Below are 26,347 nucleotides of genomic sequence, written 5' to 3'. Positions count from 1 at the left end.
CGGCAGCATGGACCAGCAATTCGAAGACGGCTTGCGGATGCGCAAGCAGGTGATGGGCGAGGATTTTGTCGAGAAGGCGTTTGTCAATGCCGACGAATTCACCATGCCCTTGCAGGAATTCGTCACGCGCAACGCGTGGGGAACGGTGTGGTGCCGCGAAGGCCTGGACCTCAAGACCCGCAGCCTGATCACCATCTCCATGCTCACCGCGCTCGGACGCGCGCACGAACTGAAGGGGCATCTGCGCGGCGCGCTCAACAATGGCGCGACGCCGGCGGAAATCCGCGAAGTGCTGCTGCACGCGGCCGTCTACTGTGGCGCACCGCTGGCGGTGGATGCCTTCCGTACTGCGCAGGAAGTGATGAAGGATGCAGCCGGGCAGGCATGAAGCCTGCATGCGTCACGCCTGACCGGAAGCAATCCGGCAGTCCAGGGAGCAATGACAGGGGGACAGGAGCAAGTCATGTCTTTCTTGCGTCTCCATCTGGCAGCATGCGTTGCAGTAATTGCCCTCGCGTCCTGCGGCGGTAGCATTGACGACGACCTTCCTTTTGCCTTCTCGGCAACGCTGACGGGCGCCGAGGAGGTCCCTCCGACGGCGAGCACCGGCAGCGGTGCCGGCCTCGTGACCGTCGATCCCGACGGCAGGGCGCTGACCGCCAGCGTGGTTACCACCGGCGTGGTGGATACGGATGCGCATATCCATCTGGCGATTCCCAGAACTACCGGCCCGGTGGCCTTCCCGCTGTCCAAAGCGGCCGGCACGAGCGTCTGGACGGCGCGCGCTCCGCTGACCGACCCGCAATTCGCAGCACTGCGCGACGGTAATTATTACTTCAACGTGCACAGCCCTTCCTACCCCAACGGGGAAATCCGTGGCCGGATCGTCTGGGCCATGCCCACGCCGGAGCAGCTCAACCGCCTGGAACAGGTCCGTGAGCAATCGGCGACCGTGGAGCTGCAACTGCGCCAGGTACAGGAAATCCAGGACGCAGACGACTGGCGTTTTACCGGCATCGGGCTTGGCTTCACGATTGGATTCTGACTCTTGCCACAGGTGGGAAGCGAAGCCTTGTCTTGTCGTCCATCAAGGGGCGGCGGCGAGGTCGCGGACGACGAATTCGATGCCCTTGACGACGCGCGCCAGGAGCGCGTAATCCAGCTTGTCCGGCGTATCCTGCGCCGTGTGGTAGTGCGGATAGCGGTAAGGCGCCGTATCGGTGATCATCAGCGCAGGATAGCCGTGCATGCGGTAAGACCAGTGGTCGGACCAGTCGACGCCGGGCACCGACGCCGGTGCGGCAAGGCCTTCCGATGGAAACTTCGCATGCCGGCGGAAGGATGCCAGCGCGTCCCGCACCAGATCGCGCGAGCCGAGGTCGCCGACGAAGGCAATGAAATTGCCGGTATCCGGATAAAGCGCATCCAGCGGCGGAGGATAGCGCTGGCTGCCCTTCGCGCCGGAGTAATAGCCGATGGTTTCCAGCGAGAGCATCGCCGCGACATTCTCGCCGCGCGCATACATGTCGCGCGCATGCAGCAGGCTGCCCATTTGTGTGGTCTTGAAATAGGGCGCTTCTTCATTGACGAAGAGCACCAGCCTGATTTCGTGTCCGGGTTCAGGCGTCATCTCCTGCAGCGCGCGCGCAAGCTCGATAACCGCTGCGCTTCCGGTTGCGTTGTCGTTGGCGCCGGGCGTGCCGGGCGCCGAATCGTAATGCGCGCCCACCACGACAATACGCGGCTTGCCTGCGGAGGGAGCGGCGCTGCGGACGGCGACTTCGAGGTTGCGCACGCGGTTGCCGTCGACGCTGAACATCTGCTGCTTGACCGCGTAGCCAAGTCCGGCCAGCGTGCTTTCGAGATAGTGCGCCACATCTTCGAGCTGCCCGGGAAACGCGGTGTTGTGCTCCTCGCGTGCGATGCGCTCGACATGAGCGCGCAACCTGCGCGCCAGCGACTCCTCCTCGGCCGTCAGCGGCGGCAGCGCTCCGCGGAAGGACTCTCCCGGCATCGATGTCATGTAACCGACGCCGCCGCCGGCCAGCGCGACCGCGCCCAGCAGCGGCGCCATTACCATGCCCCGCATCCTGCCAAAGCGTTTGAAGAGCCGGCGCATCAGGCAAGAATCCGTGTGTCCATGACGCCGCCTACCGGAGCGGATAGAGCTGGTAGACCGCGCCCGCGAAATCGTCCGACACCAAAAGATTGCCGCGCGAATCGGCGATCGTGTCGACCGGCCGTCCCCAGACTTCACGGCGGTCGGGATTGGTGACGAAGCCGCTGATCAGGTCGATCTCCGCACCCGCATTGCCGGCATCGTCGAACGGGAAGAAACTGACCTTGTACCCGGCGTCGAGGCGCGTGCAATTCCAGCAGCCGTGCTGCGCCACCGCCGCCCCCTTGCGGAAGGAGACAGGCAGGGTGCTCGCATGGAGGAAGCTGAAACCGAGCGGCGCCGAATGCGCGCGCAAGCCCTTGGCGGAGCGATCTGCCGCTGCACAATTCAATGCGCCGCCATTCCGGTTCAGCTCAATATCAGGCAACAGATCCAGCGCGGACATCGTCGCGTTCGGCACCGGGTTGCAGAACGGCCAGCCATAGTGGCCGCCATCGCGCACCGAGGTAAACAATTCGGGCGGGTTCTGGTCAACGTAGGACGGGATGAGTTTGCCGAGATCGCCCGACTGGTCTCCGTCCACGTCGGCGTCAACGGGCACGCGGATATCGTCGCGGCTGTTGACAGCAACCCAGAGGGTGGCGGTGCCGGGCAGGAAATCGAGACCTTCGGCATTGCGCAGACCGCGCGCGAACAGGCGCCGCTCCCGGCCGTCGGCGCTGTACTGGTAGATCGCCCCGCGCACCGGGTCGCTGGTGGTGTCCTCGGTGCAGGCATTGCAGGTGGATGCCACCGACACGTAGAGCCTGTTGTCGGGGGACAGGGCGATGTTCTTCAACTGGTGGCCGTATGTCCCTTGCAGCTCCGGCGTCGAATCGTCCGGCAGGTTGTCGACCACGGTTTCGCTCGCATTGCGGGACGTTTCATCGCCGCGATAGACGCTGCGGCTCACGCGGTGGGATTCGGCGACGTACAGGTAGGTGGTGTCGCCGATGCGGTGGAACACCATGTCGTGCGGATTACGCAGTCCCGTCGCATAGTCGAAGGCTTGCGGCACGTCGTTCACGCGTTCCCGCAGCAGGACGATCTTGCCTTCGCTCGGTACCGATACGAGCGCATCGCCGTTCGGCGCAAGCGCCATGAACCTCGCGCGCGGCACACGCGCCCACAGCCTGATACCGAAGCCCGGCGGCACAGTGAGGTTTCTTGTGGTGTCGAAGGGGGGATCGTCGAGCGCGGCGGGCACTTCCAGTCTGCGTACGATGCTCGCGGCAGCTGCCTGCGCTGTTGCGGGTGTTGCTGCCGGTACGGTAGCGGGAGCCGCGGCTTCATTGCTGCTTCCGCCACCGCCGCATGCTGCCAATCCGGATAGTGCTGTTGCAACCAACAGCGGCGCCCACAGCCTGCGGCCATGGCGCGCTGTTTCATCAGGAAAAGTCATTCCAAACTGAGGCTTCCCTAGTTCAATCACGTATTAATGTGATGCGGGAATGTCAATTTGGTTCAACCCTGAAGCAGGTGCGGACAAATCACCCGCAGTCAGAGCCAGTACTCGAACATGCGCACCATCCATTCGCGCATGCGGTTGCGCAGTCCGCGCCGGCTCCATTGCTCGGGGGTGATCTCGACGGATTCGCGCAGGTCGCGCTCGAACAGCGTTTCCATGCGATTGGCGAACTCCGTGCTGAGCACTACCGCGTTGACCTCGTCGTTGTGCAGGAAACTGCGCATGTCGATATTGGTCGAGCCGACGGTCGACCACACGCCGTCGATCACCGCCGTCTTCGCATGGAGCATGGCCACCTTGCGCTCATAGACCTTGATGCCCGCCGCCAGCAATTCATCGTAGTAGGACCGCCCCGCATGCAGCATCAGGCCGACATCCGAGAAACTGGGGAAGATGATGCGCACATCCACCCCGCGCCGTGCGGCATCGATCATGGCCTGCACCACCTGCCGGTCCGGGACGAAGTAGGCGGTGGTGAGGTGGATATATTTATCGGCATGCGCGAAGGCGGAGATGTAGGTCTTGTACACCGCAAAGTCTTCGTTGTCCGGCGTACTGCCGATCGCGCGGATCAGCGCGCTGCCGGCAGGTTGCAGGGAGGGGAAGAAATTTGCATCGGGCAAGGCCGTGCCGGATCTGCGCTGCCAGGTGCCGAGAAACAGTTTCTGGAATTCGGCGACGGCCGGCCCTTCGATCTGCATGTGCGTGTCGCGCCATGCCGCTTCCTTCGCATCCTTCGGCGGCGGTGCGCGCCGTTTTCCCTGCAGGAAGGAACTCTTGCCGTAGACCTTGCTGATATTGACGCCGCCGGTGAATGCGATGCGCCCGTCCACGACGAGAATCTTGCGATGGTCCCGCTGGTTGATGTCCCATTCGCCGCGTGCCCGCGCCGGATTGACCGGATTGAATTCCAGCACGTTGACGCCCGCGGCGCGCAAGCGCTCGAAGAATTCCTTCGGCGTATCCATCGACCCTACGCTGTCGTAGATGAGATTGACCGTGACGCCCGCGGCTTTCTTCCTGAGCAGCAGGTCTGCCAGCGCATGCCCGACTTCGTCAGCTTCGAAGATGTAGGTTTCCAGGTTGACGTGGTGCCGCGCCGCCTCGATCGCGGCCATCATCGCGCGCATGGTCGCCGGGCCGTCGTCGAGCAGGACGACCTTGTTGCCGGCCACGAGCGGGCGTCCGCTGATCGCCTCTTCGGCGGCGACATGCTTTGCAAGGATATCGGTCGGTCCGGCCTTCGCGGCCAGTCCGTCGAGCAGTGCCTGCTTTTTCGCATCGGACAACTCGCCGAAGGTGCTGATAATGGACGGGTCCGGCGCCGGCGCGACCTGCCGCTCGCGCAGATAGCGGACGTCGGGGAGGCTGGCGCAGCCGGCCAGGGCGGCCGCCGCAAGAACGGCCAGTTTCCGCACCATGTGGCCGGGCGAAAAGAAGCGCGAAAACAAGCCTGGCATTCCGGACTCTCGATGTTCTTGTTGTCGGATATAGGAATCGGTTTTCCGTCTGATAATTCCGCGCGCGGCAAGAATTATTCGAAGCGGAAACGACATCGCGCAAGAAGATGGGCGTGTGGAAAGAAGGCTGTTGCCGCGACGTACACGGTACACTCCGTGCCATGCATATTGTCGGCGTCGATTTCACCTCTGCACCGCGGCGGGCCAAACCCATCACGGTCGCCCATGGCCGCCTCGATGGAACCGACCTCTTCCTCGAACGCGTGGAGCCGTTTGCCGATTGGGATTCCTACGAAAGCTGGCTGAGTGCGCCGGGTTCGTGGCTGGGCGCCTTCGATTTCCCCTTCGGCCTGTCGCGCGAACTGGTCGAGCACCTCGGCTGGCCGCTGCAGTGGGCCGGCCTGGTCACGCATTGCGCCGGTCTCTCGCGGGAAGATCTGCGCGCTACATTCAAGGCATTCTGCGATGCACGTCCTGTCGGCAACAAGTTCGCGCACCGCGTCACCGACGGTCCGGCGGGTGCCAGTCCGTCGATGAAGTGGGTGAATCCGCCGGTTGCCTACATGTTCCATGAAGGAACGCGCCGCTTGCTCAATGCGGGCGTGACCGTGTTCGGCCTGCATGCCGGCGACCCGCAGCGCATCGCGCTGGAGGGATACCCCGGCCTCGTCGCGCGCCTCGTGACGCGGGCTTCCTACAAAAGCGACGAGCGCACGAAGCAGACGCCGCAGCGCCGCGCCGCACGAGAAGCCATCGTCGCGGCGCTGGAGGAGGGCACGCATCCGATGGGCGTGCGTGTCCGCATGAAAAAGACGCTGCGCCGGACGCTCATCGCGGACGGCACGGCCGACTGGCTCGACGCGGTGTTGTGCGCGGTGGCGGCGGCATGGGCGGCGGGACAGCCGCATTACGGCATGCCCATGCCGATGGACGTGGTGGAGGGATGGACGGCCGGGGCCGCGCATGGCGGCCCGTCGCCTGCCGGGGAGGCAGGCAAGTCGTCGTAAAAAGGCGTGAATGACTGGCGGCAGCTTGCCGCCGGCCGTCGTGTCAGACGCTTGGCCCGATGCTCAGCTTATAACTCCGCGTATGCGAAATCGCGTATCCCTTGTCGCTGATCTGCGACAGCGCATCCTCTGCTGACAGACCGAGAACCGGTTCATTGTTTTCGTCGAGATCGATACTGTTCTCGGCAGTTTCCCAGTCGATATTGGTTGCTTCCTCGGGAATGGGGCGGCCTTCCGGAACAGCAAGGTAAGAATACATGCCTTCCCGTTCCGGGCGTTTGTACACGTCGACTTTCATGACTTCGTCCTCTCGAAAAAAGCTGGTTTGCTATTGACCTTGCAACATCGTAAAGGTTGCGCACTGCATCAAATCCCCGCGTCACCCCTCATCTTTCCTCCTTGGCAAGCAAAGTTGCCGCAAAGCCTTGCCCTGCAATAAAACTTCCGAAAAAAAACGTCCGGAGTTGCCTAAACGCGTATTGAGTTGCGGAAACGCGCTCTTTAGAATGGGCAACATTGTGCTGGATCAAGAAGCTTGACGCAGCGCACTACGGCGGTTCGCCCTGCGGGCCGATGTGTTTGCAATTCGACGTGTATCGGATGTATGAAGTATCCCCCAATACAGAAGCGTGACGCGAAGAAAAGCTGGACCATCTCTGCTGTCCTGGGCCTCTTTGCCTTCGCGTCCAGCCTGTTTGCCAGCTCCGCCCCGGCGGAAGCCGTGTCGCTCGACGCGACCCTCAATGAGCAGGTTGTCATGGTTCCCGCTGCCTTCGGCGGGAAGTCGGCAGAACTCGAAACCACCATTTTCAAGCCTCCGGGCGAAGGCCCGTTCCCTGTCGTCGTGATGAATCACGGCAAGGCACTGGGCAACCCGCGCAACCAGAACCGCGACCGCTTCATCGTCCTGAGCCGCGAATTCGTCAAGCGCGGCTACGCCGTCGTGATCCCGATGCGCAAGGGCTTCTCCAAGTCCAGCGGCGACTACATCGACCGCGGCTGCGACATGACCGGTCACGGCTATTCGCAGGCCGATGACTTGCAGAGTACGCTCGATTACCTGCGCACGCAACGCTGGGCCGACGCGGAGCATGTGATCGTCGCCGGCCAGTCCTATGGCGGACTCACGGCGATGGCCTTCGGCACCCGCCAGTATCCGGGCGTGAAAGGCCTGATCAACTTCGCCGGCGGCCTCAAGATGCATGGCGGCGATTGCCGCTGGCAGCAGTCCCTGGTGCAGGCGTTCGCCAGCTACGGCGCCAGGAGCACCCTGCCGAGCATCTGGTTTTATGGCGAAAACGACAACCATTTCGGCCCCGAGCTCGCTGCACGCCTGCATAACGCCTACGTCCAGGCCGGCGGCAACGCCAGGCTGGTTGCCTACGGCGCGTTCAAGAAGGATGCCCACGGCATGAGCGGCAGCCGCGACGGCGTGAAGATCTGGTGGCCGGAAACCGAGAAATTCCTGAAAGAACTCGGCATGCCGACCGAGGCCGTGTACGCACTGAACAATGAAGTGAAGGTGCCGAAGACCGAATATGCCGCGATCGACAACGTCGAGGCCATCCCCTACCTGAAGGGCAGCGCGCGCGAGCAATACCGCGTCTTCCTCAGCAAGTCCACGCCGCGCGCCTTCGCCGTGTCCCCGACCGGCGCCTGGAGCTGGGCCGAGGACGGCGACGATCCGGTCGAGCAGGCACTGCAGGATTGTCAGAAGAACAGCAACCAGCCCTGCCGCCTGTACGCCGTGGACGATCATGTGGTGTGGATCGACGAAGCGCGTCCGGCCACGGCTGCCGCCCCGGCCAGCCCGGCCACCTCCGCACTCACCGGACCGTAACATGGACAAGCAATCGCCCGACAAGCCGAACCTGCTGACGCGCTTCGCGAAAGGCTATTCCGGCCCGCTCGCCGGCGTCGTCCTCGCCGGTCTCAGCGCGTGGATGATCGTCACCGGCCTCAAGGGCCTGGCCGGCTTCGAGGTCAACCAGCAGACCGCGCTGGCCGACCTCGCCGGCATCGCGATCGTCATCGGCGTCGCGCGCTGGATCAAGCTGAAGTACAAGGTCAAATAGGCATAGAATCGACGCATTCCAACTTGCGTCGATGCCATGACCGTCCGCTGCTCCTGGGCCAATCCGGCCAACCCCCGCTACCTTGCCTACCATGACGAAGAATGGGGCGTACCCTGCCATGACGAGGTGCGCCTGTTCGAAATGCTCAACCTCGAAGGCGCACAAGCCGGGCTGAGCTGGGAAACCGTGCTCAACAAGCGCGACAGCTACCGTGCAGCCTTCGACAACTGGGATGCACGCAAGATCGCGCGTTACGACGACGCCAAGGTCGCCGAACTGCTCGCCAATCCCGGCATCATCCGCAACCGCCTCAAGGTCGCGGCCGCCATCACCAATGCGCAGGCCTACCTGCGCCTGAAGGAAGAAGCGGGCGGGCTCGCACCCTTCCTCTGGACCTATGTCGACGGCAAGCCGATCCAGAACGCGTGGACGCACCTGCGCGACTGCCCGGCCAAGACGCCGCTGTCGGACCGCATTTCCAAGGACCTGTCGAAGCGCGGCTTCAAGTTCGTCGGTTCCACCATCATCTACGCATACATGCAGGCAATCGGCATGGTCAACGACCATTGCGTCGATTGCTTCCGCCACCGTCCGCTGCGCAAACCCTGATTGATCATTCACACGTTCCATCCGCCGATTCCCATTGAAAATCCCATGTTCATGGGTAGTGCGCCCGGCCGGCGCTCTGCATCATGTCGGAAAAATACTGGCGGGGGGCGTATGCTGATCTATATCGTGGTCGCGCACTATGAAGACGGGCACCGTGAAGAACGGGCCTTTGCATTCCATCGCGCCGCACGCGCCTATGCCGCCGCCCAGGGGGCGGAAGCCGACACGGCGATCCTGGAAGTGCCGGTCGTCGGCGAGCTCGAGCGGCCGGACCTTGCCTACACCCTTCGCTGGAACGACCACTGCGAGGATACGGACAATATCGAAGCCGTGTACGGAAAAGACCTTCTCGCGCTCCTGGCCGTCGGCCGGCACGGGCATGTGGAACAGTTGCACATCGATGTCAGCGTCGATGCCGACTATGCCCTGATGACCCTGCCGGAGCGCAACGAACGCAATGTCGTCGACTTCCGGCAGGCCATGGCCGGGATACGCCAGAACCGCGCCCAGCGCATGCGCCGCTGGGCCTGAACGGCGCGGCGCCTTACTTGAGCAAACCCTCGGCACGCATCGCTTCCCGCACCGATGTGCGGTCCTGCACGCGTTCGCGGAAGGCAACGATGGCCGGCCACTTGTTCAGGTCGATGCCGACAAAGCCCGACCAGCCCGCCACCACGAACAGGTAGGCGTCGGCGATCGAGAATCCGCTTTCGAGAAGGTAGGCATGCCGGGACAGGTGGCGTTCGAGGTAGTCGAAGTGCTGTGCGACCTGCGCCTTGAACATGGTCTTGGCTTCGGCCGGCATGCCGGGCTTGAACAGCGGCGAAAAACCCTTGTGGATCTCCGCCGTGATGAAGTTCAGCCAGGACTGCAGCCGGTAGCGTTCGCTGCTGCCCGCGACCGGGACAAGTCCCGACGTCGGTGCCTTGTCGGCAATGTACTGCATGATCGCCGGACCTTCGGTCAGGATGAAGCCGGGTTCGATCTCCAGCGCCGGCACATAACCATGCGGATTGATCGCGAGGTAGTCGCGTCCGCTTGCGGTGAGCTTCTTGTCGGTGTCGACCCTTTCCAGGTCGAAGGCAATGCCTGCTTCGCGCAGGGCGATATGCGGGGCGAGGGAGCAGACGCCGGGGGAGTAATAGAGTTTCATGGTGCTTCCTTTCACACGGGTTGGAGTAGTGCTAATGTAGGACTGCAAATACGCAATGAAAATAGGCATTCATGAAATCACCATATGCACAAATGCAATCGATGCTGAGCCTGTCCGACCTGGAGTTGCTGCTCGCGCTGGTGCGCGGCCGGTCGCTGCAAGGCGCGGCGGAACGTTTGCGGGTCGACACCTCGACGGTGTTCCGGTCGATCAAGCGCATCGAGAAGGATCTCGGCGAGCTCCTGTTCGAGCGCGGCAGGCAGGGATACCTGCCCACAGAACTCGGGCGCGAACTTGCCGGCTATGCGGAGCGCATCGAAACGCAGCTGCAGGAAGCGCGAGAAGCGGCGGCAAAGGGGGGCAGCGAGCCGGCCGGCGCCCTGCGCATCACGACCACCGACACCATCCTGAACGGCTTGCTGCTGCCGGCACTGGGCCGGTTCACCGCTGCCCATCCGCAGATCGAGCTGGAGCTGATCGCCACCAACACGCTTGCCAACCTCAGCCAGCGCGACGCCGACGTCGCCATCCGCGCCACCCGCAAGCCCCCGGAGCATCTCGTGGGCAGCAGGCTCGGCGTGCTGAAGTCAGCGGTGTTCGCATCCGCGGCGTATGTCAACCGCATGGGCGGAGAGATGGACCTGGAGCAAGCCGACTGGATCGCACTGGATGAATCGCTCGCGGACCATCCATCGGTGCGCTGGCGCCGCCAGCACTATCCGAAGGTGCAGCCGCGTTACCGTTGCAACAGCGTGCTGTCCATTGCCGGCTCGATCGTGTGGGGACTGGGCGTCGGCGTCGCGCCCATGTTCCTGCTCAAGGATCATCCGCAGGTACGCATCGTGGAAGGTCCGGTGGCGGAACTGGAGACGGACCTCTGGATGCTTGCGCACCCCGACGTCCGGCACCTGAAACGGGTGAAGCTGCTGTTCGATTTCCTGCGCGAGAACCTCGCGATTTAGTTTCTTGACAGAGAACCGGTGCCCATATGAATATCGGATCGCCTGCCCATGAAGGAATTCCATGCGTGTGTTGAAACTCCTGCTTGTTACGATTTTTTTCATACTGGCGGCGGGTCTCCTGCCGGAGGCCTCAGCGGGTGAACCCGTCCGCCTGCATGCGGATATGAAGACGGACCAACTTTGGAGCAGGCTGGAGTTTGTCGAGGACCCAGGCAAGGCGCTGACACTGGAGCAGGTGCGCGCCCTCCCTGCCGCACGCTTCACATCCCTCACGCGCGACAACTTCATCCGGGGCCTGACCGAATCCGACTTCTGGCTGCGCGTGACCCTGCAGAACCCCGGCGATGCCCCTTTTGAATGGGTCATGCAGCACCGCCTCCCCTTCACCGACTACGCCGAGTTCTGGGTGATCGTGGACGGCAAGGCGGTGACGCGGGCGATCGGCGGCGATCGCACCCTGTTGCGGGAACGCCAGGTGCAATACCGTTATCCCGCCGTCCGGCATATCAGCCGGCCAGGCGAAACGGCCGAAGTCTACGTCCGCATCCACAACAGGATGACCGCAGATGTCCATCTCATCTTTACGCTGGATTCGAGCGCGGTTTTCGCACAGACCGTCGCCCATAGCCAGATCGTGCTCGGCACCCTGTATGGAATGCCGCTCGCGCTGGCGTTCTCCGCGCTGACGGGCTGGCTTGTGTCACGCGACCGCCGCTTCTCGGTGTACGCACTGTACGCCCTGTCCGTTCTCGGCTCCTGGATGGGAATGAACGGGCTGCTCGGGCAGTACCTGTTCGTCGATCAGCCGGACCTGGCCAACACCACGCTGCATATCTTCTTCCTGCTGTCGCTCGTGTTCTCGGTGATATTCACGCGCGATTTCCTGCGCACGCGGAAGACGCAGGCATGGACCGACCGCCTGCTGCAGGTGCTGATGTGGCTGTCGATCGCAGCCATCGCCCTTCGCATCGCAGGCGTGTACGGCATGGTTACCCGCGCCCTCATGGCCCTGGTCGTCCTGCATGCCGTGGTTACGCTGGTGGCGGGCTGGAGCGCCTGGCGCAAGGGCGTGGTCTATGCACGCTGGTATGTGATCGCGCAGGCGCTTTATTCGGCAACCGTCGCCTTCGGGGTGATCGGCTCGCGCCTCGGCCTTTATTCCTATGAGGCTTTCCACTGGGCGGAACTGGCCTACTTCAGCGAGTTGCTGCTGCTGTCCGTCGCGCAGTATGACCGCATGCGGATACTCCAGCGCGACAAGGATGTGGCGGAACAGCGCTACCAGGCCGCGCTGGAAAGCAAGAACCAGGAACTGGAGAGCCAGGTGGCCGAACGCACGCGCAGCCTCGAGGAGGCGCGCCATCGCGCGGAATCGCTGTCGCGCACCGACGATCTCACCGGCCTGGGCAATCGCCGGCATTTCATCGAGCGCGCGCAAGACGGCGAAGGCAGGGCGGGCGTCTTCGTGCTCGGCCTGATCGACCTCGACTACTTTAAACGCATCAACGATACCTACGGCCACCCGGCGGGCGATGCCGTGCTGCGCGACCTGGGGCGCATCATGCGCGAGAACACGCGCCCCGGCGACGTGGTCAGCAGGCTGGGCGGAGAAGAGTTCGGCGTGCTGATGGAAGTGCCGGACACCGGGCGTGCGACCGAGGTTCTGGAGCGGCTGCGCCACGCGTTCTCGGAACAGGTCACGCGATTTGAAGACCAGGCGATCGAGCACACGTTGAGCATCGGTTATACGATTTTCAATGCGCGGCCCTCCGACAAGGAACTCGCGCGGCGCATGCGCGAGGCAGACCAGGCTTTGTATGCAGCCAAGTCGGCTGGCCGCAACCGCGTGATACCTTTCGCCGCCGCCGCGTAAGCCGGATTCAAGACCGCTGCGCGTCCTTTGCGGCCCCTCAAGGAGCGTCCGCCGTTCTCTGGTAAATGTAGTGGACGATCGCACTTCGGGGATACCATCGCCATGCGGCTTCACTCGCTCCTTTCCTTGCTCCTGTTCGCACCGTTGGCGCCGGCCTTCGCCGCCGATGATTTCAGCGGCGCATGGGTGGCGTGGATCTGTCCGGGCGGCGTGCAGCGCGATTCCGGCAAGTGCTCGAATTTCGTGCTCGAACTGCACCAGAAGGACGACCAGTTGTGCGGCGCGCATTTCTTTTCGACCGCCGGCGCGGAGCGGATCGACGAGGGCATGGCGCCATCGGTGCTGGGCGAGATCGCCAATGATGTAGCGACAGTCGTGGCGATGAGCACGCGGACCACGCCGCCGGTGAAGGTGCGCGTGGAGATGAAGAAATCCGGCGGCATGCTGCATTGGATACGCATGGAGCACCCGCCGGGCGACTACCTGCTGCCGAAGGCGACCCGCATGAGCAAGTCAAAAAGCAAGACCCTGTTCGCGCCGGTGTTCGAACAGGAGCTGAAAGCCGCTTGCGCATCGGCCTTCGTGATGGCGGCGGAAGCGGCGGCGAAGAAACCGCGCGAGGCGCCTGCCTCGGCAGAAGTAACCCCTCCGGCTGAAGCGAAGCCCTGAGCTTTTTGCGTCCTGTCGCTGTCCGTATTTGTATCTCGCCGGATGCAACGCATTCTCTGTCGCGGCGGCAATCGGCTTCCCGCTGAATCTTCTTAGATAGACCTCTCATCTTTCCGGATTTTCTCTTGTCCGCTCGCTGCTACATTCGTTCCGTGGGTACTTGGGGCCCACGGGTAACAGTAGCAATCGGCATGGGCATTGCCGTCCTCCCCCGGAGAGCGGCGGCCCATGCAGTCTCTCCTCAGTGTCTCCTGAGGTTTGGGGTGGAGATCACGCAGTCTCCACTCCTTTTTTTCCGCCCCTTCGCGGCATTGCAACGTTTGGCATTACACTCAGGCATCCCGGTGCAGCACGCTCGCCGGCCTTGTTGTTGCAATCCAGGCAATTCTTCAGATGCCCATCACTTACCTTGCTTCTCTCACTGCGCAGGAACGCTCCGCCCGCGCCAACCTGCATCTCGGCACTTCGCTTGCCTTCGTCGCGGGGGCGCTCAACGCCGGCGGGTTCCTCGCCATCGGTCAGTACACGTCCCACATGACCGGCATGCTGTCGTCGGCCGCCGACAACCTCGTGCTCGGCCACCTGCCGCTGGTGGTGACCGCCTTCCTGTCGATCCTGTCGTTCGCGCTCGGCGCTGCGTCCACCGCCATCATGGTCAATTACGCGCGGCGCAACCTGAGCGGCAATCCCTACATGCCGGCGCTGCTGACGGAATCGGTCCTGCTGCTGGTGTTCGGGCTGATGGGCGCCAACCTGCAGATGCACGAGTTCGTCGACCTGTCGCTGACGGCGGCGCTGCTGTGCTACGTGATGGGATTGCAGAATGCGCTGGTCACCAAGATTTCCAATGCCGAGATCCGCACGACCCACGTCACCGGCCTGTTCACCGACATCGGCATCGAGCTGGGCAAGCTGTTTTACTGGAACCGGGAGGCAGGCATCGAGCGCGATCACTTCGTTGCCGCCAACCGCACCAAACTGCGTGTGCACCTGTCCCTGGTGGTAGCCTTCTTCGTCGGCGGCGTGCTTGGCGCGCTGGGCTTCAAGCACGTCGGATTTTCGGCCACGATTCCGCTGGCCATCGGCCTGGTGATCATGTCGTCGGCGCCGATATTCAAGCCACAGGCATAGAAAACTCCAGTAAGATGGGCGGCACTCATGACCATCGTTGCCGTCTTCAACCAGAAAGGCGGGGTGGGCAAGACCACAACCACCCTCAATCTCGCCGCCGCACTGGCGCGCTGCGGCCGAACCCCTTTCGGCATCGACCTTGATCCCCAGGCGCACTTCAGCGCCATCACCGGCATCTCTGCTGCTTCCGGCGACGACACGCTGCTCAGCCTGTTCCAGCGCAACCGTCCGCTCGCCGAACTGGTGCGTCCCGCCGCCAGCGGCATCCGCGTCATCCCGTCCCACATGGAGCTGTCCAAGGTGGATACCCTGTTCGGCAAGGGCTACAACGTGGTCAATCGGCTCAACGCCAGCCTGCGCGCGGAAGGCTTCAGCACCGCGGCGAGCCCGGTGCTGATCGATTGCTGCCCGCTGATCGGGGTGCTGTCGCTCAATGCCATCTTCGCCAGCGACTGCCTGATCGTGCCAATCTCGGCCGACCATCTTTCCTGCAAGAGCGCACTGCAGGTGGAAAAAGCCCTGAAGGCGCTGGAGCCGGTGCTCAAGCGGCGGGTGAAGCGCCGCTACCTGCTGACGCGTTTCGACAACCGCCGCCGCATGGCGAAGGAAGTGCAGGCGATGCTGGAGGAGCGATTTGGCGAGGAGGTCTGCCGTACGCGGATTGCCGAGAACGTCAGCCTGGCGGAGAGCCCGGCCCACAACAAGACGGTGTTCGAGCATGCGCCGGGCAGCCGCGGCGCGCAGGATTACGATGCGCTGCTGGAGGAGCTGTTTGCCGCCGGATTCTTCGGATAGCTATTTCGAGATCAGCGTCAGCAGGTCTTCCATCGATGCCGCCTGCCTGGGCTTTTCCTCGGGATCTTTCATGCTGCAGGTGACGACCGTGCAGTTGCGGTACATCTGGAACAGCTTCCGTTCCGCATCTTCCCGGTCGCGGCCGGCAATCACGATGCTCTCGACCTTCTGGCCGCTGCGCGTGTGGATCGAAAAATCGAACTTCTGCATGAAGCCTCCCAGGAAAGCCGCAGGACCGGGTGTTGTTATTCAACCAAGTTTAGCCCAGGCCATGCCGGACCGCAAATATCGGCGGCATGCCGGCAAAAAACGGGGCGGCATCCGGTTGCGCAAGAACATACAAGCGGATCGGCGGCCATGACGTTACCATGGCCATCGAAAGGAAAACGCATGTCGCACCATCCCACCCGCCTGTCCAGTTTCGCCGCCGGCGCGCGCGATACCATTCCGATGCTGATCGGCGCCGCGCCCTTCGGCATGATTTTCGGCACGCTTGTCACGTCCGGCCCGCTCGCGCCATGGCAGGGGCAACTGATGTCCCTGGGCGTCTTTGCCGGCTCCAGCCAGTTCATCGCCGTCGGCCTCGTGGCAGGCAGTGCGGGCATGCTGGTCATCTGGTTCACCACCTTCATCGTCAACCTGCGGCACATGCTGTATGCCGCCGCCCTGTTGCCGCATGTGGCCCATCTGCCGGCGCGCTGGCGCTGGACGCTCGGCTTCCTGATGACCGACGAGACCTTCGCCGTGATGAACGGCTATTACAGCAGGCAGCAGGACAGCCCGTACGGCCATTGGTATTTCCTCGGATCCGGCCTGTCCATGTACGTGAACTGGCAGACGTGGACGCTGGTCGGGCTCGTGTTCGGCGCAATATTCCCGCAGCTGCAGTCGCTCGGACTGGATTTCGCGATGGTCGCCACCTTCATCGCCATCGTGGTGCCCCAGCTGAACCGGTTGCCGCATTTCGGCGCGGCGGTGGCGGCGGGCACGTTCGCATGGCTGTTGCAGGACCTGCCCTACAAGCTCGGCCTGACGCTGGCCGTCGTGGCCGGCGTGTCGACCGGCCTGGCCTTGTCGCGCTGGCGCGCAGGCGTGCGCGCCGACGAAAGGAGCCCGGCATGAGCCATACATGGATGATTCTCGGCATGGCCGCAGTGACGGTCTTCATCAAGGCCACCATCTTTGTCCTCGGCGGACGCATCGCTTTTCCGCCGCTGCTGCAGCAGGCCCTCGGATTCGTTCCCGTCACGGTACTGACAGCCATCATCGTGCCCATGGTGCTCGCGCCGCACGGCGAGGGCATGGAACTCACCTGGCGCAACCCGCAACTGGTTGCTTCGGTCATCGCCATCCTGGTGTGCGCCGCGACGCGAAAGCAGCTGCTGACCATTGCGATTGCGCTGATTACCTTCTTCGGCTGGCAGTTCGGCGTGCTGCAATAGCAAATTGATAATGCGGTGAGGGCGAGATTGACGCCCGGGCGACAATTGGCCGAAGATCATTGCGCGCAGCAACAATGACTGGCAGAATTTCCTCGTTCGCTGCAGGCCTGCGGATACACGAGAGGGGCGCCGTTCGCTGCGCTTCCGGCCATTCAACAAGCTGGAGAATACATGGGGCGCGCGTTCGGCCTTCGCGGCAAGTCGGTTCTTGCTCTGTTCGGTACCTGCGTTCTAGTTCTTCTGCTTGCAAGCCTGATCGGCTTCCGCGCCGTCGAATCGATCCGCTCCCACCTGGGCTCCGCCTACACCCGGAATTACACCCTGCTCAACCGCGAGCGCATCGTCGCGCCGGTGGCGCGCGAACTCGCCCTGTCCCTGCGCCTTGCCAAGTCGCAGGTGATCCGCGAATGGCTGCTCGATGACGACCACGCCGGGAAAAAGGCCGTGGCCCTGCGCGAGGCCGAGAGCTTCCGCCGCGATTTCACCGACCAGTCCTACTTCATCATCTCGGACATCACGAAGCACTACTTCTTCAACGATACCCGCTCCGCGTTCAACGACGCTCCGCGCTACACGCTGAAGGAAGAAGACCGCAACGACGCCTGGTACTTCAACACCATGAAGGGCGACAAGCCCTTCAACATCAACGTCGACCCCGACGTGAAGCTGAACGTCACCAAGGTGTGGTTCAACATCATCGTGAAGGACGGCGACCGCACCATCGGACTGGCGGGCACCGGCCTCGACCTCACGACTTTCCTGAACGATTTCGTCAGCACGACCGAAGCGGGTGTCACGCCCATGATCGTCGACGTCAACGGCGCCGTGCAGGCCCATCCGGACAACAAGCGCATCGCCTTCAATTCCGCAACCAAGGAAGCCATCATCGAACAATCGCTGTTCGGATTGCTGCAGGGGACAAAGGATGCGGAGGCGGCGAGGGCGGCGCTTTCCTGGGCTGCCGAGAACCCCGGCAAGGCGGAAGTGTTCAATGCCAACCTGGACGGCAAGAAGCAGCTGGTCGCCGTGTCCTACATTCCCGAACTGAAGTGGCATGTGCTGACCGCGGTCGACCTCGACGTGGCGGAGCTGCTCGACAGCGGGCTGCTGAAATGGGTGGCACTCGCGACACTGGCCCTGCTCGTGGTGGCGATGGCCGGCTTTGTATACGCGCTCAATCGCCTCGTCCTTTCACCGCTGCTCAGGCTCAAGCAGTCGGCGCAGGAAATGGCGGCCGGCAATTACACGCTGACACTGCCGCCGGCCGGCAACGACGAGATCGGCAGCCTGACCCGTGCGTTCGGCGCCATGGCCGAGAAGGTGCGCCGCCACACCGAGGAACTGGAAGAGAAGGTGCGCGACCGCACGCAGGAACTGACGCGGGCGAACCGGGAAATGTCGGTGGCGCACAAGAAGATCAGCGACTCCATCTCCTACGCCAGCCTGATCCAGCGCGCGATCCTGCCGGACCGCCAGCTCACCAGCGCCCTCGGCGAGAATCATTTCGTGCTGTGGCGTCCGCGCGATGTCGTCGGCGGCGACTTCTACGTCTATCGCGAGGTCGAGGGCGGGTGCCTGCTGGGCGTGGTCGACTGTGCCGGCCATGGCGTGCCCGGCGCCTTCATGACCATGCTTGCCCGCGCGGCGATCGACCAGGCCATCGACGAAACCGGCGCGCACGACCCCGCTGCCATCCTCGGACGGACCGACGCCGTCATGCGCGGCATGCTGCAGATCGACGACAGGCGCCGCGATATCGCGACGATGATGGACGCCGGCATCGCCTATGTCGATTTCGGCACACGCAAGGTTGTCTTTTCCGGCGCCAGGATCGCGCTGTACTGGAGCGATGGCGAAGACATCGGCTCGATCCATGGCGCGCGGCGCTCGATCGGCGACCGTTACGTCGGCGAGTACAGGAACGAGAGCGTCGACCTGCTGGGCTCGCGCACTTTCTATCTCGCCACGGACGGATTCCTCGACCAGGCGGGCGGCGACAAGGGCTTCGGCTTCGGCAATACGCGCTTCGTCGAGATGCTGCGCCGGCACGCCAACTGTTCCCTCGCGGAGCAGAGCGGTGCGTTTGCTTCTACACTTGCGGAATACCAGGGAAACCATCCGCAACGGGACGACATCACCATGCTCTGTTTCAGGTTCGCATAAGGAGAAGGCATGAGCCTTATTGATCTCTTTTCATTGCAGCAGACATACAACCAGCAAAGCATCATGCTGTGTTTCAACGGTCCGCTGACCAAGAGCCTGATCGAAGAGATCGGCAACGCGCTGCGCAACTACATGGAGCACGAGCACGCGACGCCGTCGTCGGCCATGGACGTGTTCGGCGCGTATATCGAACTCACGCAGAATATCCGCCACTATGCGGCGCGCAAGGGCTGGGGCGAGGCGGATGCCGCCGCCACGGTGGTGATCGCGCGCGACGCCGAGGGCCGCTATGTCGTATCGGCCGGGAATTTCCTCGACAGCACCGACGGACCTGCGCTGGAAGCGCGCGTGCAGCGGCTGGCGTCGCTGGACAAGGCCCAGCTCAAGGCCGAGTACAAGGAACAGTTGCGCAAGCCGCGCGAAGAGGGGGCGTCCACCGGCGCCGGCCTGGGGCTGATCGACCTGGCGCGCAAGGCGTCGGAGCCGCTGTCCTGTTCGCTGCGTACACTCGACAATGGACGCGCGTTCTTCAGCATGCGCGTCGTGATGTAAAGGAACGAAGAATGGACAACCTGAGAATCGAAGGCACCCAATCGACACCGTCGATCGTCGCCGACTTCAAGGCCGGCACCGTGGAAATGCGCGGCGACTCCTACCCGGAGAACTCGTTCGAGCTGTTCTCGCCTGCGATGCAGTGGATCGAAAACTACCTGCAGCAGGACCGCGCGCTGGTGCTGAACCTGCACCTGCTGTACCTGAACACCAGCAGCGTCAAGGCCATGATGGACATCTTCGACATCCTCGAAGACGCGCACAAGGCCGGACGGAAGGTGATGGTGAACTGGTTCTACGACGAGCAGAACGAGCGCGTCGCGGACCTGGCGGAGGAATTCAAGGAAGACTGCACTTTCCCGTTCGAGATCACCAGCCAGGTGGAATAATCGTGCGCGACGAAAAGCACCTCGAGCTGATCATCGAAACGCTGCTGGCGGATCCCGAGAACGAGGGCAATCCGCTGCGGTACGCGCTGAGCGAACTGTATGCGGAATACCGCAGCCTGCTGCACCAGATCGACCGCATCACGCGCATCTCCGACCGCTATCAGACGGTCAGCCGGGACGAGAAGGATGCGCTGACGGGACGCTATAACAAGCAGCTGCGGCAGCTCGAAAAGATCGCCCGCATTTCGGACCGCTACCAGTCGATGATGCGCGATCTGAACGAGGCGTTGAAGGATGCGTCGACCAAGGATGCGCTGACCGGCATCGGCAACCGCCGCATGCTGATGGAAAGCCTGAAGGCAGAAACGGCGCGCGCGGAACGCCTGGAGAGGCCGCTGACGGTAGTGCTGATCGACGTCGACCGCTTCAAGTCGGTCAACGACGCTTACGGTCACGAAGCCGGCGACAAGGTGCTGGTGCGCATCGCCAACGCCATCCGCAACGGCGTGCGCGACTACGATCTTTGCGGCCGCTGGGGCGGCGAGGAATTCATGGTCATCATGCCGGAGATCGCCGCTGCCGAAGGGGCGATGGTGGTCGAGCGCATGCGCGAGGCGATTGCCGGGATCGAGATGATGGCCGACGACGAGGCGGTACAGATTTCCGCCAGCTTCGGTATCGCCGAGCGCAGGTCCGGCGAGCGCATTTCCGACACCATCAACCGCGCGGATACCGCATTGTTCGATGCCAAGCGCAACGGGCGCAATCGTTACGAAATTGCCGGCTGAGCTTCCTGCAGCAATCGCAGGGATGCGATAAAGTATCGGCATGCCTCAGAGGGTGTTGTGACAAGCGCGGGGACGGCCCCGTGTCTTTCCGAACCACCGTGGACGTCCACGGAATCTCTTCGCAAGAAAAAATGTCCTGGTTCATCCTGATTATCGCCGGCCTGCTTGAGGTCGGCTGGGCCATTGGCCTGAAATATACCGAAGGCTTTTCCCGTCCCCTGCCTTCTGCACTTACACTCATTTCCATGGTCGCCAGCGTGGTGCTGCTCGGTATTGCCATGCGCACGCTGCCGGTCGGCACTTCCTATGCAGTATGGACCGGGATCGGCATCGTCGGCACCGCGATACTCGGCGCCGTGTTGCTGAATGAGGGATTGTCGGCGGGGCAGTGGATCTGCGTGGCGCTGATCCTCGGCGGGATTGCAGGGCTGAAGATGCTCAGCCCGCATTGACTCAGGCGGCCTTCTTTTTCTTCTTCGGCGCCAGCAAGGTGTGACGGCAGCCCGGCGCGCCGCACAGGCACTGGTAGGCGCGCTTGAGCGCCGCCGTGTGGCGTTCTTCCAGGATCAGGCCGTAGTCGTAGTTGAGTTCTTCGCCGCGCGCGATGTCGCGCAGCGCGTAGATGAACACGCGACCGTCTTCCTCGCGCGCTTCGCAGTTCGGTTCGCAGGCGTGGTTGATCCAGCGCGCGTCGTTGCCCTCGCTGCCTCCGTCGATGATCTTGCCGCTGTCCAGGCTGAAGAAGAAGGTGTGGAAATCGTCAGGCGCCTTCAGGTTTTCGCGCCGCACTGCTTCTTTCCAGTTGATGCGCTCGCCTTCGTATTCGATGATGCAGGTGCCCTCGGGGATTTTCTTCGTGGCGAACACGCCGCGTCCGTGCACGCGGGAGTTCTTGACGACATACAGGGGGCGTTCGGCGGAGTCGGTATTGCTGGTGCGATTCATCTCGGTTCAGGCAGGTTGGAATGGATGTGGGTGCGTATTATCTCAATACCACGGCGTGCCGGATGACTTTTTTGCACGGGTTTGAAGATAGGACAAGCACTACAATGTCGCCATTGTTTCCTTTCCCGCCTGTCCCATGTCCGGCCATCGCCTCCAGCCCGCTGTCCTGTCCTATGCCAACGGCATTCCCTACGCCGAAGCCTATGGCGACGTCTATCATTCCGCCGACGGCGGTCTGGAGCAGGCGCGATACGTTTTTCTGGCCGGGAACGGGCTGCCGGAACGATGGGCGAATCGGCACCGCTTCACGATCGTCGAGACCGGCTTCGGCCTCGGCCTGAATTTCCTCGCTACCTGGCAGGCGTGGCGGGACGATCCGCAGCGCAGCGCACGGCTGCATTATGTCGCCATCGAGAAGCATCCGTTCTCCGCACGCGACCTCGCGCAATTGCACGCGCTATGGCCGGAACTGGCATCGCTGTCGGCGCAACTGCGCGATGCATGGCCGGTGCTGGTTACTGGATTCCACCGCATTGAGCTGGAGGAGGGGCGCGTCGTCCTGACACTTGCCTTCGGCGACATCGCCGATTGCCTGCCGCAGATCGACGCGGCGGCGGACGCGTTTTACCTGGATGGTTTCGCGCCGGGCAAGAATCCCGAGATGTGGTCGCCGCAGGTGCTCACGCGCCTGAACCGCCTCGCCGCGCCGGATGCAACAGCCGCCACGTACACCGTTTCCGCCGCCGTGCGGCAGGCACTGACGCAAGGAGGGTTCCACTGCGAAAAGCGGCCGGGTTTCGGGCGCAAGCGCGACATGCTGGCGGCCCGTTATGCGCCCCGCTGGCAAACCGCGGACCGGCCAGGGGCGGCCGAGCGCCATGCCATCGTGATCGGCGCAGGGATCGCCGGCAGTGCCGCCTGCGAGCGTCTTGCCGCCCGTGGCTGGAAGGTGACGCTGATCGAACGGCATGACAGGCCGGCGCAGGAGGCTTCCGGAAACCTGGCAGGCATCGCGATGCCCTTGCTGTCGAAGGATGACAATCTTTCATCGCGGCTGCTGCGGTCGGCCTTTCTGTATACCGTGCGCTGCTGGGACCGGCTCGGCGGGATCGGCGAGACATTTGCGGGGGAATCGTGCGGCGTACTGCACCTGGCACGCGATGCGGCGCATGCGCAAGTGCAGCGCGAGGCGGTGGAGTCGCTCGGCTTCCCGGAGGAGTTCGTGCGCTGGATGGATGGGCGCGCTGTCGAGGCGCTGACCGGCGCCGGCGGTTTGGCGGGCGCGTGGTTCTTTCCTCGCGGCGGGTGGGTGACGCCGTCCAGCCTGTGCGCTGCGCTGCTTCATGCATGTGGCGACAGCTTGCAGCGGTGTTTCGTCAGGGAGGCGGCCGCGCTGGAGCGCACGGCGGAAGGCTGGTGTGTCCGCGACGGCCGGGGAGACATCGTGGCGCAGGCGCCGGTTGTCATTCTCGCCAATGGAACTATTGCAACATCCTTTCCTCAAACACAAGCATTACCCCTGAGCGCAATACGCGGGCAGGTGACGCATGTGTCGGCAGAGGCATTACCCGAGCTGCCTGTAGTGCTTTGCGGCGAAGGATACGTGACGCGCCCGGCCAACGGGATTTGCTGTGTCGGCGCATCTTATGACTTCGATAGCGATACGCAATTGCGGCAGGCAAGCCATGACGAGAACTTGGCGCGGCTGAAACAGGTACTGCCGCAAGCGGATGTCGATGTTGCCCTTGCGGGCCGGGTTGGCTTCCGCTGCGTGTCGCCGGACCGGCTGCCCCTGGTCGGCGCCTTGCCCGATGCGTCATTGCCGGTTGCCGGCAGCCGCCTGCGCGACGTGCCGCGCCTGCCCGGCCTGTACTGCTTGCTGGCATACGGGTCGCGCGGCATCGTCTGGGCGCCGTTTGCAGCCGAACTGCTTGCGTCTATGCTGGAAGGGGAACCACTGCCGATCGAACGTGAACTCGCCGAGGCACTCGATCCCGCCCGCTTCGCACTGAAAGCCTATCGTCGTGGCGGGGTCGAGGTGCGGACGGCATCGGGACAACATGCGCAAGACTTATAAGTATCTACTCATCGCCGGCGGCAGCCTGGTTGTGCTGCTCGCCGGAACCGCAGCCATCGTCGCCGCGACTTTCGACCCGAACGATTACAAGCCGCAGCTCATCCGCCTGGTGCAGGAAAAGAAGCAGCGCACGCTGGTCATTCCGGGCGAGATCAGGCTCAGCTTCTTCCCGAAGATCGGCGCCGAGCTCGGCAAGCTCAGCATTTCCGAGCACAAGGACAGTGCCGAATTCGCCTCCGTGGAAAGCGCGCGCGTGTCGCTGGCGCTGATTCCCCTGTTGTCGAAACAGCTCGTCGTCGACCAGGTGCGGATCGAAGGACTGCGCGCCAATATCCGCCGCTTCAAGGATGGCGGCACCAATTTCGACGACCTGCTTGCGCAGGACGAACAAGCGGCCGAGCCGAAAGACGAACCCGGGCAGCCGTTCCGGTTCGACATCGACGGCATTGTGTTGAAGAAGGCACAACTGCACTACGACGACCAGCAGCAGGGACGCACGCTGTCGATTGCCGGTCTCGACCTGGAAACCGGAAAGATCGCCGCCCGCGTGCCGGGAAAGCTGCAACTGTCGGCCCACATCAAGGGCAACCAGCCGGCCGTCGATGCCCGCGCCTCGCTCAAGACAGGATTTACGCTCGATCCGGACAAGCAACACATCGTTCTCAAGGGCCTGGATGCCGCGTTGCAGGGCGGGCTCGCCGGCATGTCGGATCTCGACCTGAAGCTGGCGGGCGATGCCGACCTCCTGCCGGCGGCGAAACGCTTTACGCTGGATGCCATCAAGCTTGCAGCGAAGGGCAAGCGCGGCGGCGAGGCCATCGAAGCGAAGTTCGATATCCCGCAACTCTCTGTGACGGATACAGCGGTCAGCGGCGGCAAGCTGCAGGGTGAAGTCCGCATGGCGGAGGGCGCACGCAACATGAGCGCCAGTTTCAGCGCTCCCTCCTTCGAAGGAAGTCCCAAGTCTTTCCGGGTACCTGCGCTGGTTATCGACGGTGTCGTGCGGGATGGCGCCCTGGATGCGAAGCTGAAGCTGTCCGGTGCGCTGATCGGCAATATCGACAAGTTGTTGTTTACTTCACCGCAGATGACGCTCGCGCTGGATGGCAAGCAGGGTGCGACGGCCATCAACGGCACGCTCGTCACGCCGCTCACCGTCGACCTGACCGCCCGTTATGCCGAACTGCACAAGATCAATGCCGGCTTCAACCTGCCGAATCCGGCCGGTGGCGCAATGGCGCTCAAGGCTGTGGGCAACGTCGCCATGGACTATGGCAAGCAGTCAGGATCGGCCATCCTGAACGGCAGTATTGATCAAAGCGCATTCCGGGCGAAGATCGGCTTGAGTGATTTTTCGCCGCTCATGTATACGTTTGACGTGGGCATCGATCAGCTCGATCTCGACCGCTACCGCAGCAAGACAACGCCTGCTGCAGCGACGGCCGGGAAGGGGGCTGCGGCGGAAGCGCCGATGAATTTTGATGCACTGCGAAAACTGAACGCAAATGGCAGCGTGCGGATCGGTGCGCTCAAGGCGGCCAATATCAAGAGCGCCAATGTGCGCCTTGATATGCGCGCGGCAGGCGGCAAGCTGGACATCCAGCCGCTCTCCGCCAACCTTTACGGTGGCAGCGTCTCCGGCGCATTGAGCGTTACGGCAGGCAACCCGGCGCGCTTCGCCGTGCGCCAGTCACTGTCCGGCATCGATATCGGCCCGCTGATGAAAGACGCAATCAGCAAGGACACGCTGGAAGGAAAAGGCAATATCCAGCTCGACGTCACCTCGTCCGGCATGACCTTCAGTCAAATAAAACAAGGACTGAACGGAAGCGCCCGGCTGGAACTGCGCGACGGCGCCATCCGTGGCGTCAATATTGCGCAGACCATCCGCGATGCGAAAGCGCGTATCGGGCAGATTCGCGGCGACGAAAAAACGCAGGGAGGCGTTGGATCTGCAGCGCAGAAGACCGATTTCAGCGAGCTGACGGGAAGCTTCCGCATCGTCAATGGTGTGGCGCACAACGAAGACCTGCTCATCAAGTCGCCGCTGGTGCGCGTTGCCGGCTCGGGCGACATCTATCTCGCCGAGGACCGGCTGGACTACCTTGCGCGCACAACCATCGTGTCCACCTTGCAGGGACAGGGCGGTCCGGAGCTGCAGTCGCTGAAGGGATTGACGGTGCCGGTGCGCCTGTCCGGTCCCTTAAATGCAATCGGCTGGCGCGTCGATCTCGCGGGCATGGCAAGCGAACTCGCAAAACAGAAGCTCGATGAGCGGAAAGAAGAAGTGCGGGCGAAAGCGGAGAAGTCGCTCGACGAACAGAAAGAAAAGGTCCGCAGTCAGCTGCAAGAGAAGCTGAAGGGTTTGTTGGGCAGGTAGCCTGAGTTACAACACCAATATACTCGAACATCCTCGCTGCGCAAGAAATTGTTGCGCAGCATAGGCTATCCCGATCTCCATCCAACGATTGGATGCCTCTATCGGTTGACGCGGACGACAGACTTTTTTGACCTGTGCATCGTCACGCACAACGACTGTCGCTTTTATGCACACGCACGGTGTCTCAAACAGTCACGCACGACAGTTGCGGCGCGAAAAAGTTTTGCGCAATCCAATCGATTTCTTAAAAA

28 protein-coding genes are annotated in these 26,347 nt (G+C 63.0%); 21 read left to right on the top strand and 7 right to left on the bottom strand.

The features are described from left to right. Positions 1 to 7: 7 nt before the first annotated feature. Together AC3WOY_RS10965 and AC3WOY_RS10960 are read left to right on the top strand one after the other, a co-directional pair. Entirely contained in the window at positions 8 to 388 is a 381-nt protein-coding gene (locus tag AC3WOY_RS10965; protein ID WP_492423608.1) for a carboxymuconolactone decarboxylase family protein, read from the top strand. A gap of 75 nt (positions 389 to 463) precedes the next feature. Continuing rightward, positions 464 to 1,045 (top strand): CHRD domain-containing protein, encoded by a 582-nt coding sequence (locus tag AC3WOY_RS10960; protein ID WP_492423606.1) that lies wholly within the window; start codon positions 464 to 466, stop codon positions 1,043 to 1,045. Positions 1,046 to 1,087: 42 nt separating this feature from the next. On the opposite strand, the gene AC3WOY_RS10955 is transcribed toward AC3WOY_RS10960, so the two are convergent. From AC3WOY_RS10955 to cls, 3 genes are all read right to left on the bottom strand, one after another. Next, the gene (locus AC3WOY_RS10955; RefSeq protein WP_492423604.1) at positions 1,088 to 2,080 is read right to left on the bottom strand and encodes a M28 family peptidase; all 993 of its coding nucleotides are present in this window, start codon (positions 2,078 to 2,080) and stop codon (positions 1,088 to 1,090) included. A 70-nt stretch (positions 2,081 to 2,150) separates the two neighbouring features. Then, complete coding sequence (locus AC3WOY_RS10950) at positions 2,151 to 3,560, bottom strand: PQQ-dependent sugar dehydrogenase (protein WP_492423602.1); 1,410 nt, start codon at positions 3,558 to 3,560, stop codon at positions 2,151 to 2,153. Between the two features lie 98 nt (positions 3,561 to 3,658). Then, a complete protein-coding gene (cls, locus tag AC3WOY_RS10945; protein WP_492423600.1) occupies positions 3,659 to 5,086 on the bottom strand; it encodes a cardiolipin synthase in 1,428 nt (475 codons plus the stop codon). A 161-nt stretch (positions 5,087 to 5,247) separates the two neighbouring features. On the opposite strand from cls, the gene AC3WOY_RS10940 reads away from it, so the two are divergent. Then, positions 5,248 to 6,093, top strand: a complete 846-nt coding sequence (locus tag AC3WOY_RS10940; RefSeq protein WP_492423598.1) for a DUF429 domain-containing protein — start codon at positions 5,248 to 5,250, stop codon at positions 6,091 to 6,093. Positions 6,094 to 6,136: 43 nt separating this feature from the next. Here AC3WOY_RS10940 and AC3WOY_RS10935 read toward each other — a convergent pair whose 3' ends face one another. Continuing rightward, a complete protein-coding gene (locus AC3WOY_RS10935) occupies positions 6,137 to 6,391 on the bottom strand; it encodes a DUF6139 family protein (RefSeq protein WP_492423596.1) in 255 nt (84 codons plus the stop codon). 306 nt (positions 6,392 to 6,697) lie between these two features. Between AC3WOY_RS10935 and AC3WOY_RS10930 the strand changes: the two genes are divergently transcribed. The 4 genes from AC3WOY_RS10930 (at position 6,698) to AC3WOY_RS10915 (ending at position 9,308) form a co-directional block, all read left to right on the top strand. Then, a complete protein-coding gene (locus AC3WOY_RS10930) occupies positions 6,698 to 7,933 on the top strand; it encodes an alpha/beta hydrolase family protein (protein ID WP_492423594.1) in 1,236 nt (411 codons plus the stop codon). A 1-nt stretch (position 7,934) separates the two neighbouring features. Continuing rightward, on the top strand, positions 7,935 to 8,168 hold the full coding sequence (locus AC3WOY_RS10925; protein WP_492423592.1) for a hypothetical protein: 234 nt from the start codon (positions 7,935 to 7,937) through the stop codon (positions 8,166 to 8,168). Positions 8,169 to 8,204: 36 nt separating this feature from the next. After that, on the top strand, positions 8,205 to 8,777 hold the full coding sequence (locus tag AC3WOY_RS10920; RefSeq protein WP_492423591.1) for a DNA-3-methyladenine glycosylase I: 573 nt from the start codon (positions 8,205 to 8,207) through the stop codon (positions 8,775 to 8,777). Between the two features lie 111 nt (positions 8,778 to 8,888). Continuing rightward, positions 8,889 to 9,308 (top strand): hypothetical protein, encoded by a 420-nt coding sequence (locus AC3WOY_RS10915; protein WP_492423590.1) that lies wholly within the window; start codon positions 8,889 to 8,891, stop codon positions 9,306 to 9,308. Positions 9,309 to 9,321: 13 nt separating this feature from the next. On the opposite strand, the gene gstA is transcribed toward AC3WOY_RS10915, so the two are convergent. After that, positions 9,322 to 9,930 carry a glutathione transferase GstA gene (gene gstA / locus AC3WOY_RS10910; RefSeq protein ID WP_492423589.1) on the bottom strand — a complete coding sequence of 203 codons (609 nt, stop codon included), beginning with the start codon at positions 9,928 to 9,930 and terminating at the stop codon, positions 9,322 to 9,324. 71 nt (positions 9,931 to 10,001) lie between these two features. Between gstA and AC3WOY_RS10905 the strand changes: the two genes are divergently transcribed. The 5 genes from AC3WOY_RS10905 to AC3WOY_RS10885 all read left to right on the top strand — a co-directional run bounded on the left by AC3WOY_RS10905 (position 10,002) and on the right by AC3WOY_RS10885 (position 15,360). After that, on the top strand, positions 10,002 to 10,892 hold the full coding sequence (locus AC3WOY_RS10905) for a LysR family transcriptional regulator (RefSeq protein WP_492423588.1): 891 nt from the start codon (positions 10,002 to 10,004) through the stop codon (positions 10,890 to 10,892). A 163-nt stretch (positions 10,893 to 11,055) separates the two neighbouring features. Beyond that, positions 11,056 to 12,765: a sensor domain-containing diguanylate cyclase gene (locus AC3WOY_RS10900; RefSeq protein ID WP_492423587.1), complete on the top strand. Its 1,710-nt coding sequence runs from the start codon at positions 11,056 to 11,058 to the stop codon at positions 12,763 to 12,765. Between the two features lie 102 nt (positions 12,766 to 12,867). After that, positions 12,868 to 13,434 (top strand): hypothetical protein, encoded by a 567-nt coding sequence (locus tag AC3WOY_RS10895; RefSeq protein WP_492423586.1) that lies wholly within the window; start codon positions 12,868 to 12,870, stop codon positions 13,432 to 13,434. A 393-nt stretch (positions 13,435 to 13,827) separates the two neighbouring features. After that, positions 13,828 to 14,565, top strand: coding sequence for a YoaK family protein (locus AC3WOY_RS10890; RefSeq protein ID WP_492423585.1), 738 nt, complete (start codon positions 13,828 to 13,830; stop codon positions 14,563 to 14,565). Between the two features lie 27 nt (positions 14,566 to 14,592). Then, complete coding sequence (locus AC3WOY_RS10885; RefSeq protein WP_492423584.1) at positions 14,593 to 15,360, top strand: ParA family protein; 768 nt, start codon at positions 14,593 to 14,595, stop codon at positions 15,358 to 15,360. Here AC3WOY_RS10885 and AC3WOY_RS10880 read toward each other — a convergent pair whose 3' ends face one another. Then, positions 15,361 to 15,570, bottom strand: coding sequence for a hypothetical protein (locus tag AC3WOY_RS10880; protein WP_492423583.1), 210 nt, complete (start codon positions 15,568 to 15,570; stop codon positions 15,361 to 15,363). Positions 15,571 to 15,750: 180 nt separating this feature from the next. Here AC3WOY_RS10880 and AC3WOY_RS10875 point away from each other — a divergent pair, with 180 nt between their 5' ends. From AC3WOY_RS10875 to AC3WOY_RS10845, 7 genes are all read left to right on the top strand, one after another. Then, on the top strand, positions 15,751 to 16,482 hold the full coding sequence (locus AC3WOY_RS10875) for an AzlC family ABC transporter permease (protein WP_492423582.1): 732 nt from the start codon (positions 15,751 to 15,753) through the stop codon (positions 16,480 to 16,482). Beyond that, complete coding sequence (locus AC3WOY_RS10870) at positions 16,479 to 16,802, top strand: AzlD domain-containing protein (protein WP_492423581.1); 324 nt, start codon at positions 16,479 to 16,481, stop codon at positions 16,800 to 16,802. Before AC3WOY_RS10875 ends, AC3WOY_RS10870 begins: the two co-directional genes overlap by 4 nt. Positions 16,803 to 16,973: 171 nt before the next feature. Beyond that, positions 16,974 to 18,965 (top strand): biofilm regulation protein phosphatase SiaA, encoded by a 1,992-nt coding sequence (gene siaA / locus AC3WOY_RS10865; RefSeq protein WP_492423580.1) that lies wholly within the window; start codon positions 16,974 to 16,976, stop codon positions 18,963 to 18,965. 9 nt (positions 18,966 to 18,974) lie between these two features. Then, positions 18,975 to 19,517, top strand: a complete 543-nt coding sequence (siaB, locus tag AC3WOY_RS10860) for a biofilm regulation protein kinase SiaB (protein WP_492423579.1) — start codon at positions 18,975 to 18,977, stop codon at positions 19,515 to 19,517. 11 nt (positions 19,518 to 19,528) lie between these two features. Continuing rightward, positions 19,529 to 19,906, top strand: coding sequence for a biofilm regulation phosphoprotein SiaC (gene siaC, locus AC3WOY_RS10855; protein WP_492423578.1), 378 nt, complete (start codon positions 19,529 to 19,531; stop codon positions 19,904 to 19,906). A gap of 2 nt (positions 19,907 to 19,908) precedes the next feature. Next, on the top strand, positions 19,909 to 20,694 hold the full coding sequence (gene siaD / locus AC3WOY_RS10850) for a biofilm regulation diguanylate cyclase SiaD (RefSeq protein WP_492423576.1): 786 nt from the start codon (positions 19,909 to 19,911) through the stop codon (positions 20,692 to 20,694). Between the two features lie 131 nt (positions 20,695 to 20,825). Beyond that, the gene (locus tag AC3WOY_RS10845) at positions 20,826 to 21,146 is read left to right on the top strand and encodes a DMT family transporter (protein WP_492423574.1); all 321 of its coding nucleotides are present in this window, start codon (positions 20,826 to 20,828) and stop codon (positions 21,144 to 21,146) included. 1 nt (position 21,147) lies between these two features. Here AC3WOY_RS10845 and AC3WOY_RS10840 read toward each other — a convergent pair whose 3' ends face one another. Further along, positions 21,148 to 21,639, bottom strand: a complete 492-nt coding sequence (locus AC3WOY_RS10840; protein WP_492423572.1) for an SET domain-containing protein — start codon at positions 21,637 to 21,639, stop codon at positions 21,148 to 21,150. A 136-nt stretch (positions 21,640 to 21,775) separates the two neighbouring features. Here AC3WOY_RS10840 and mnmC point away from each other — a divergent pair, with 136 nt between their 5' ends. Together mnmC and AC3WOY_RS10830 are read left to right on the top strand one after the other, a co-directional pair. Further along, on the top strand, positions 21,776 to 23,716 hold the full coding sequence (mnmC, locus tag AC3WOY_RS10835; RefSeq protein ID WP_492423570.1) for a bifunctional tRNA (5-methylaminomethyl-2-thiouridine)(34)-methyltransferase MnmC2/FAD-dependent 5-carboxymethylaminomethyl-2-thiouridine(34) oxidoreductase MnmC1: 1,941 nt from the start codon (positions 21,776 to 21,778) through the stop codon (positions 23,714 to 23,716). Further along, positions 23,700 to 26,096: an AsmA family protein gene (locus AC3WOY_RS10830; protein ID WP_492423568.1), complete on the top strand. Its 2,397-nt coding sequence runs from the start codon at positions 23,700 to 23,702 to the stop codon at positions 26,094 to 26,096. Before mnmC ends, AC3WOY_RS10830 begins: the two co-directional genes overlap by 17 nt. The last annotated feature ends 251 nt before the right edge of the window (positions 26,097 to 26,347 follow it).

It is taken from the genome of Noviherbaspirillum sp. FW303-A3 (genome assembly GCF_058788695.1).
Note: the sequence above shows the minus strand (reverse complement) of the source record. Positions and strands in the feature narration are given on the sequence as shown.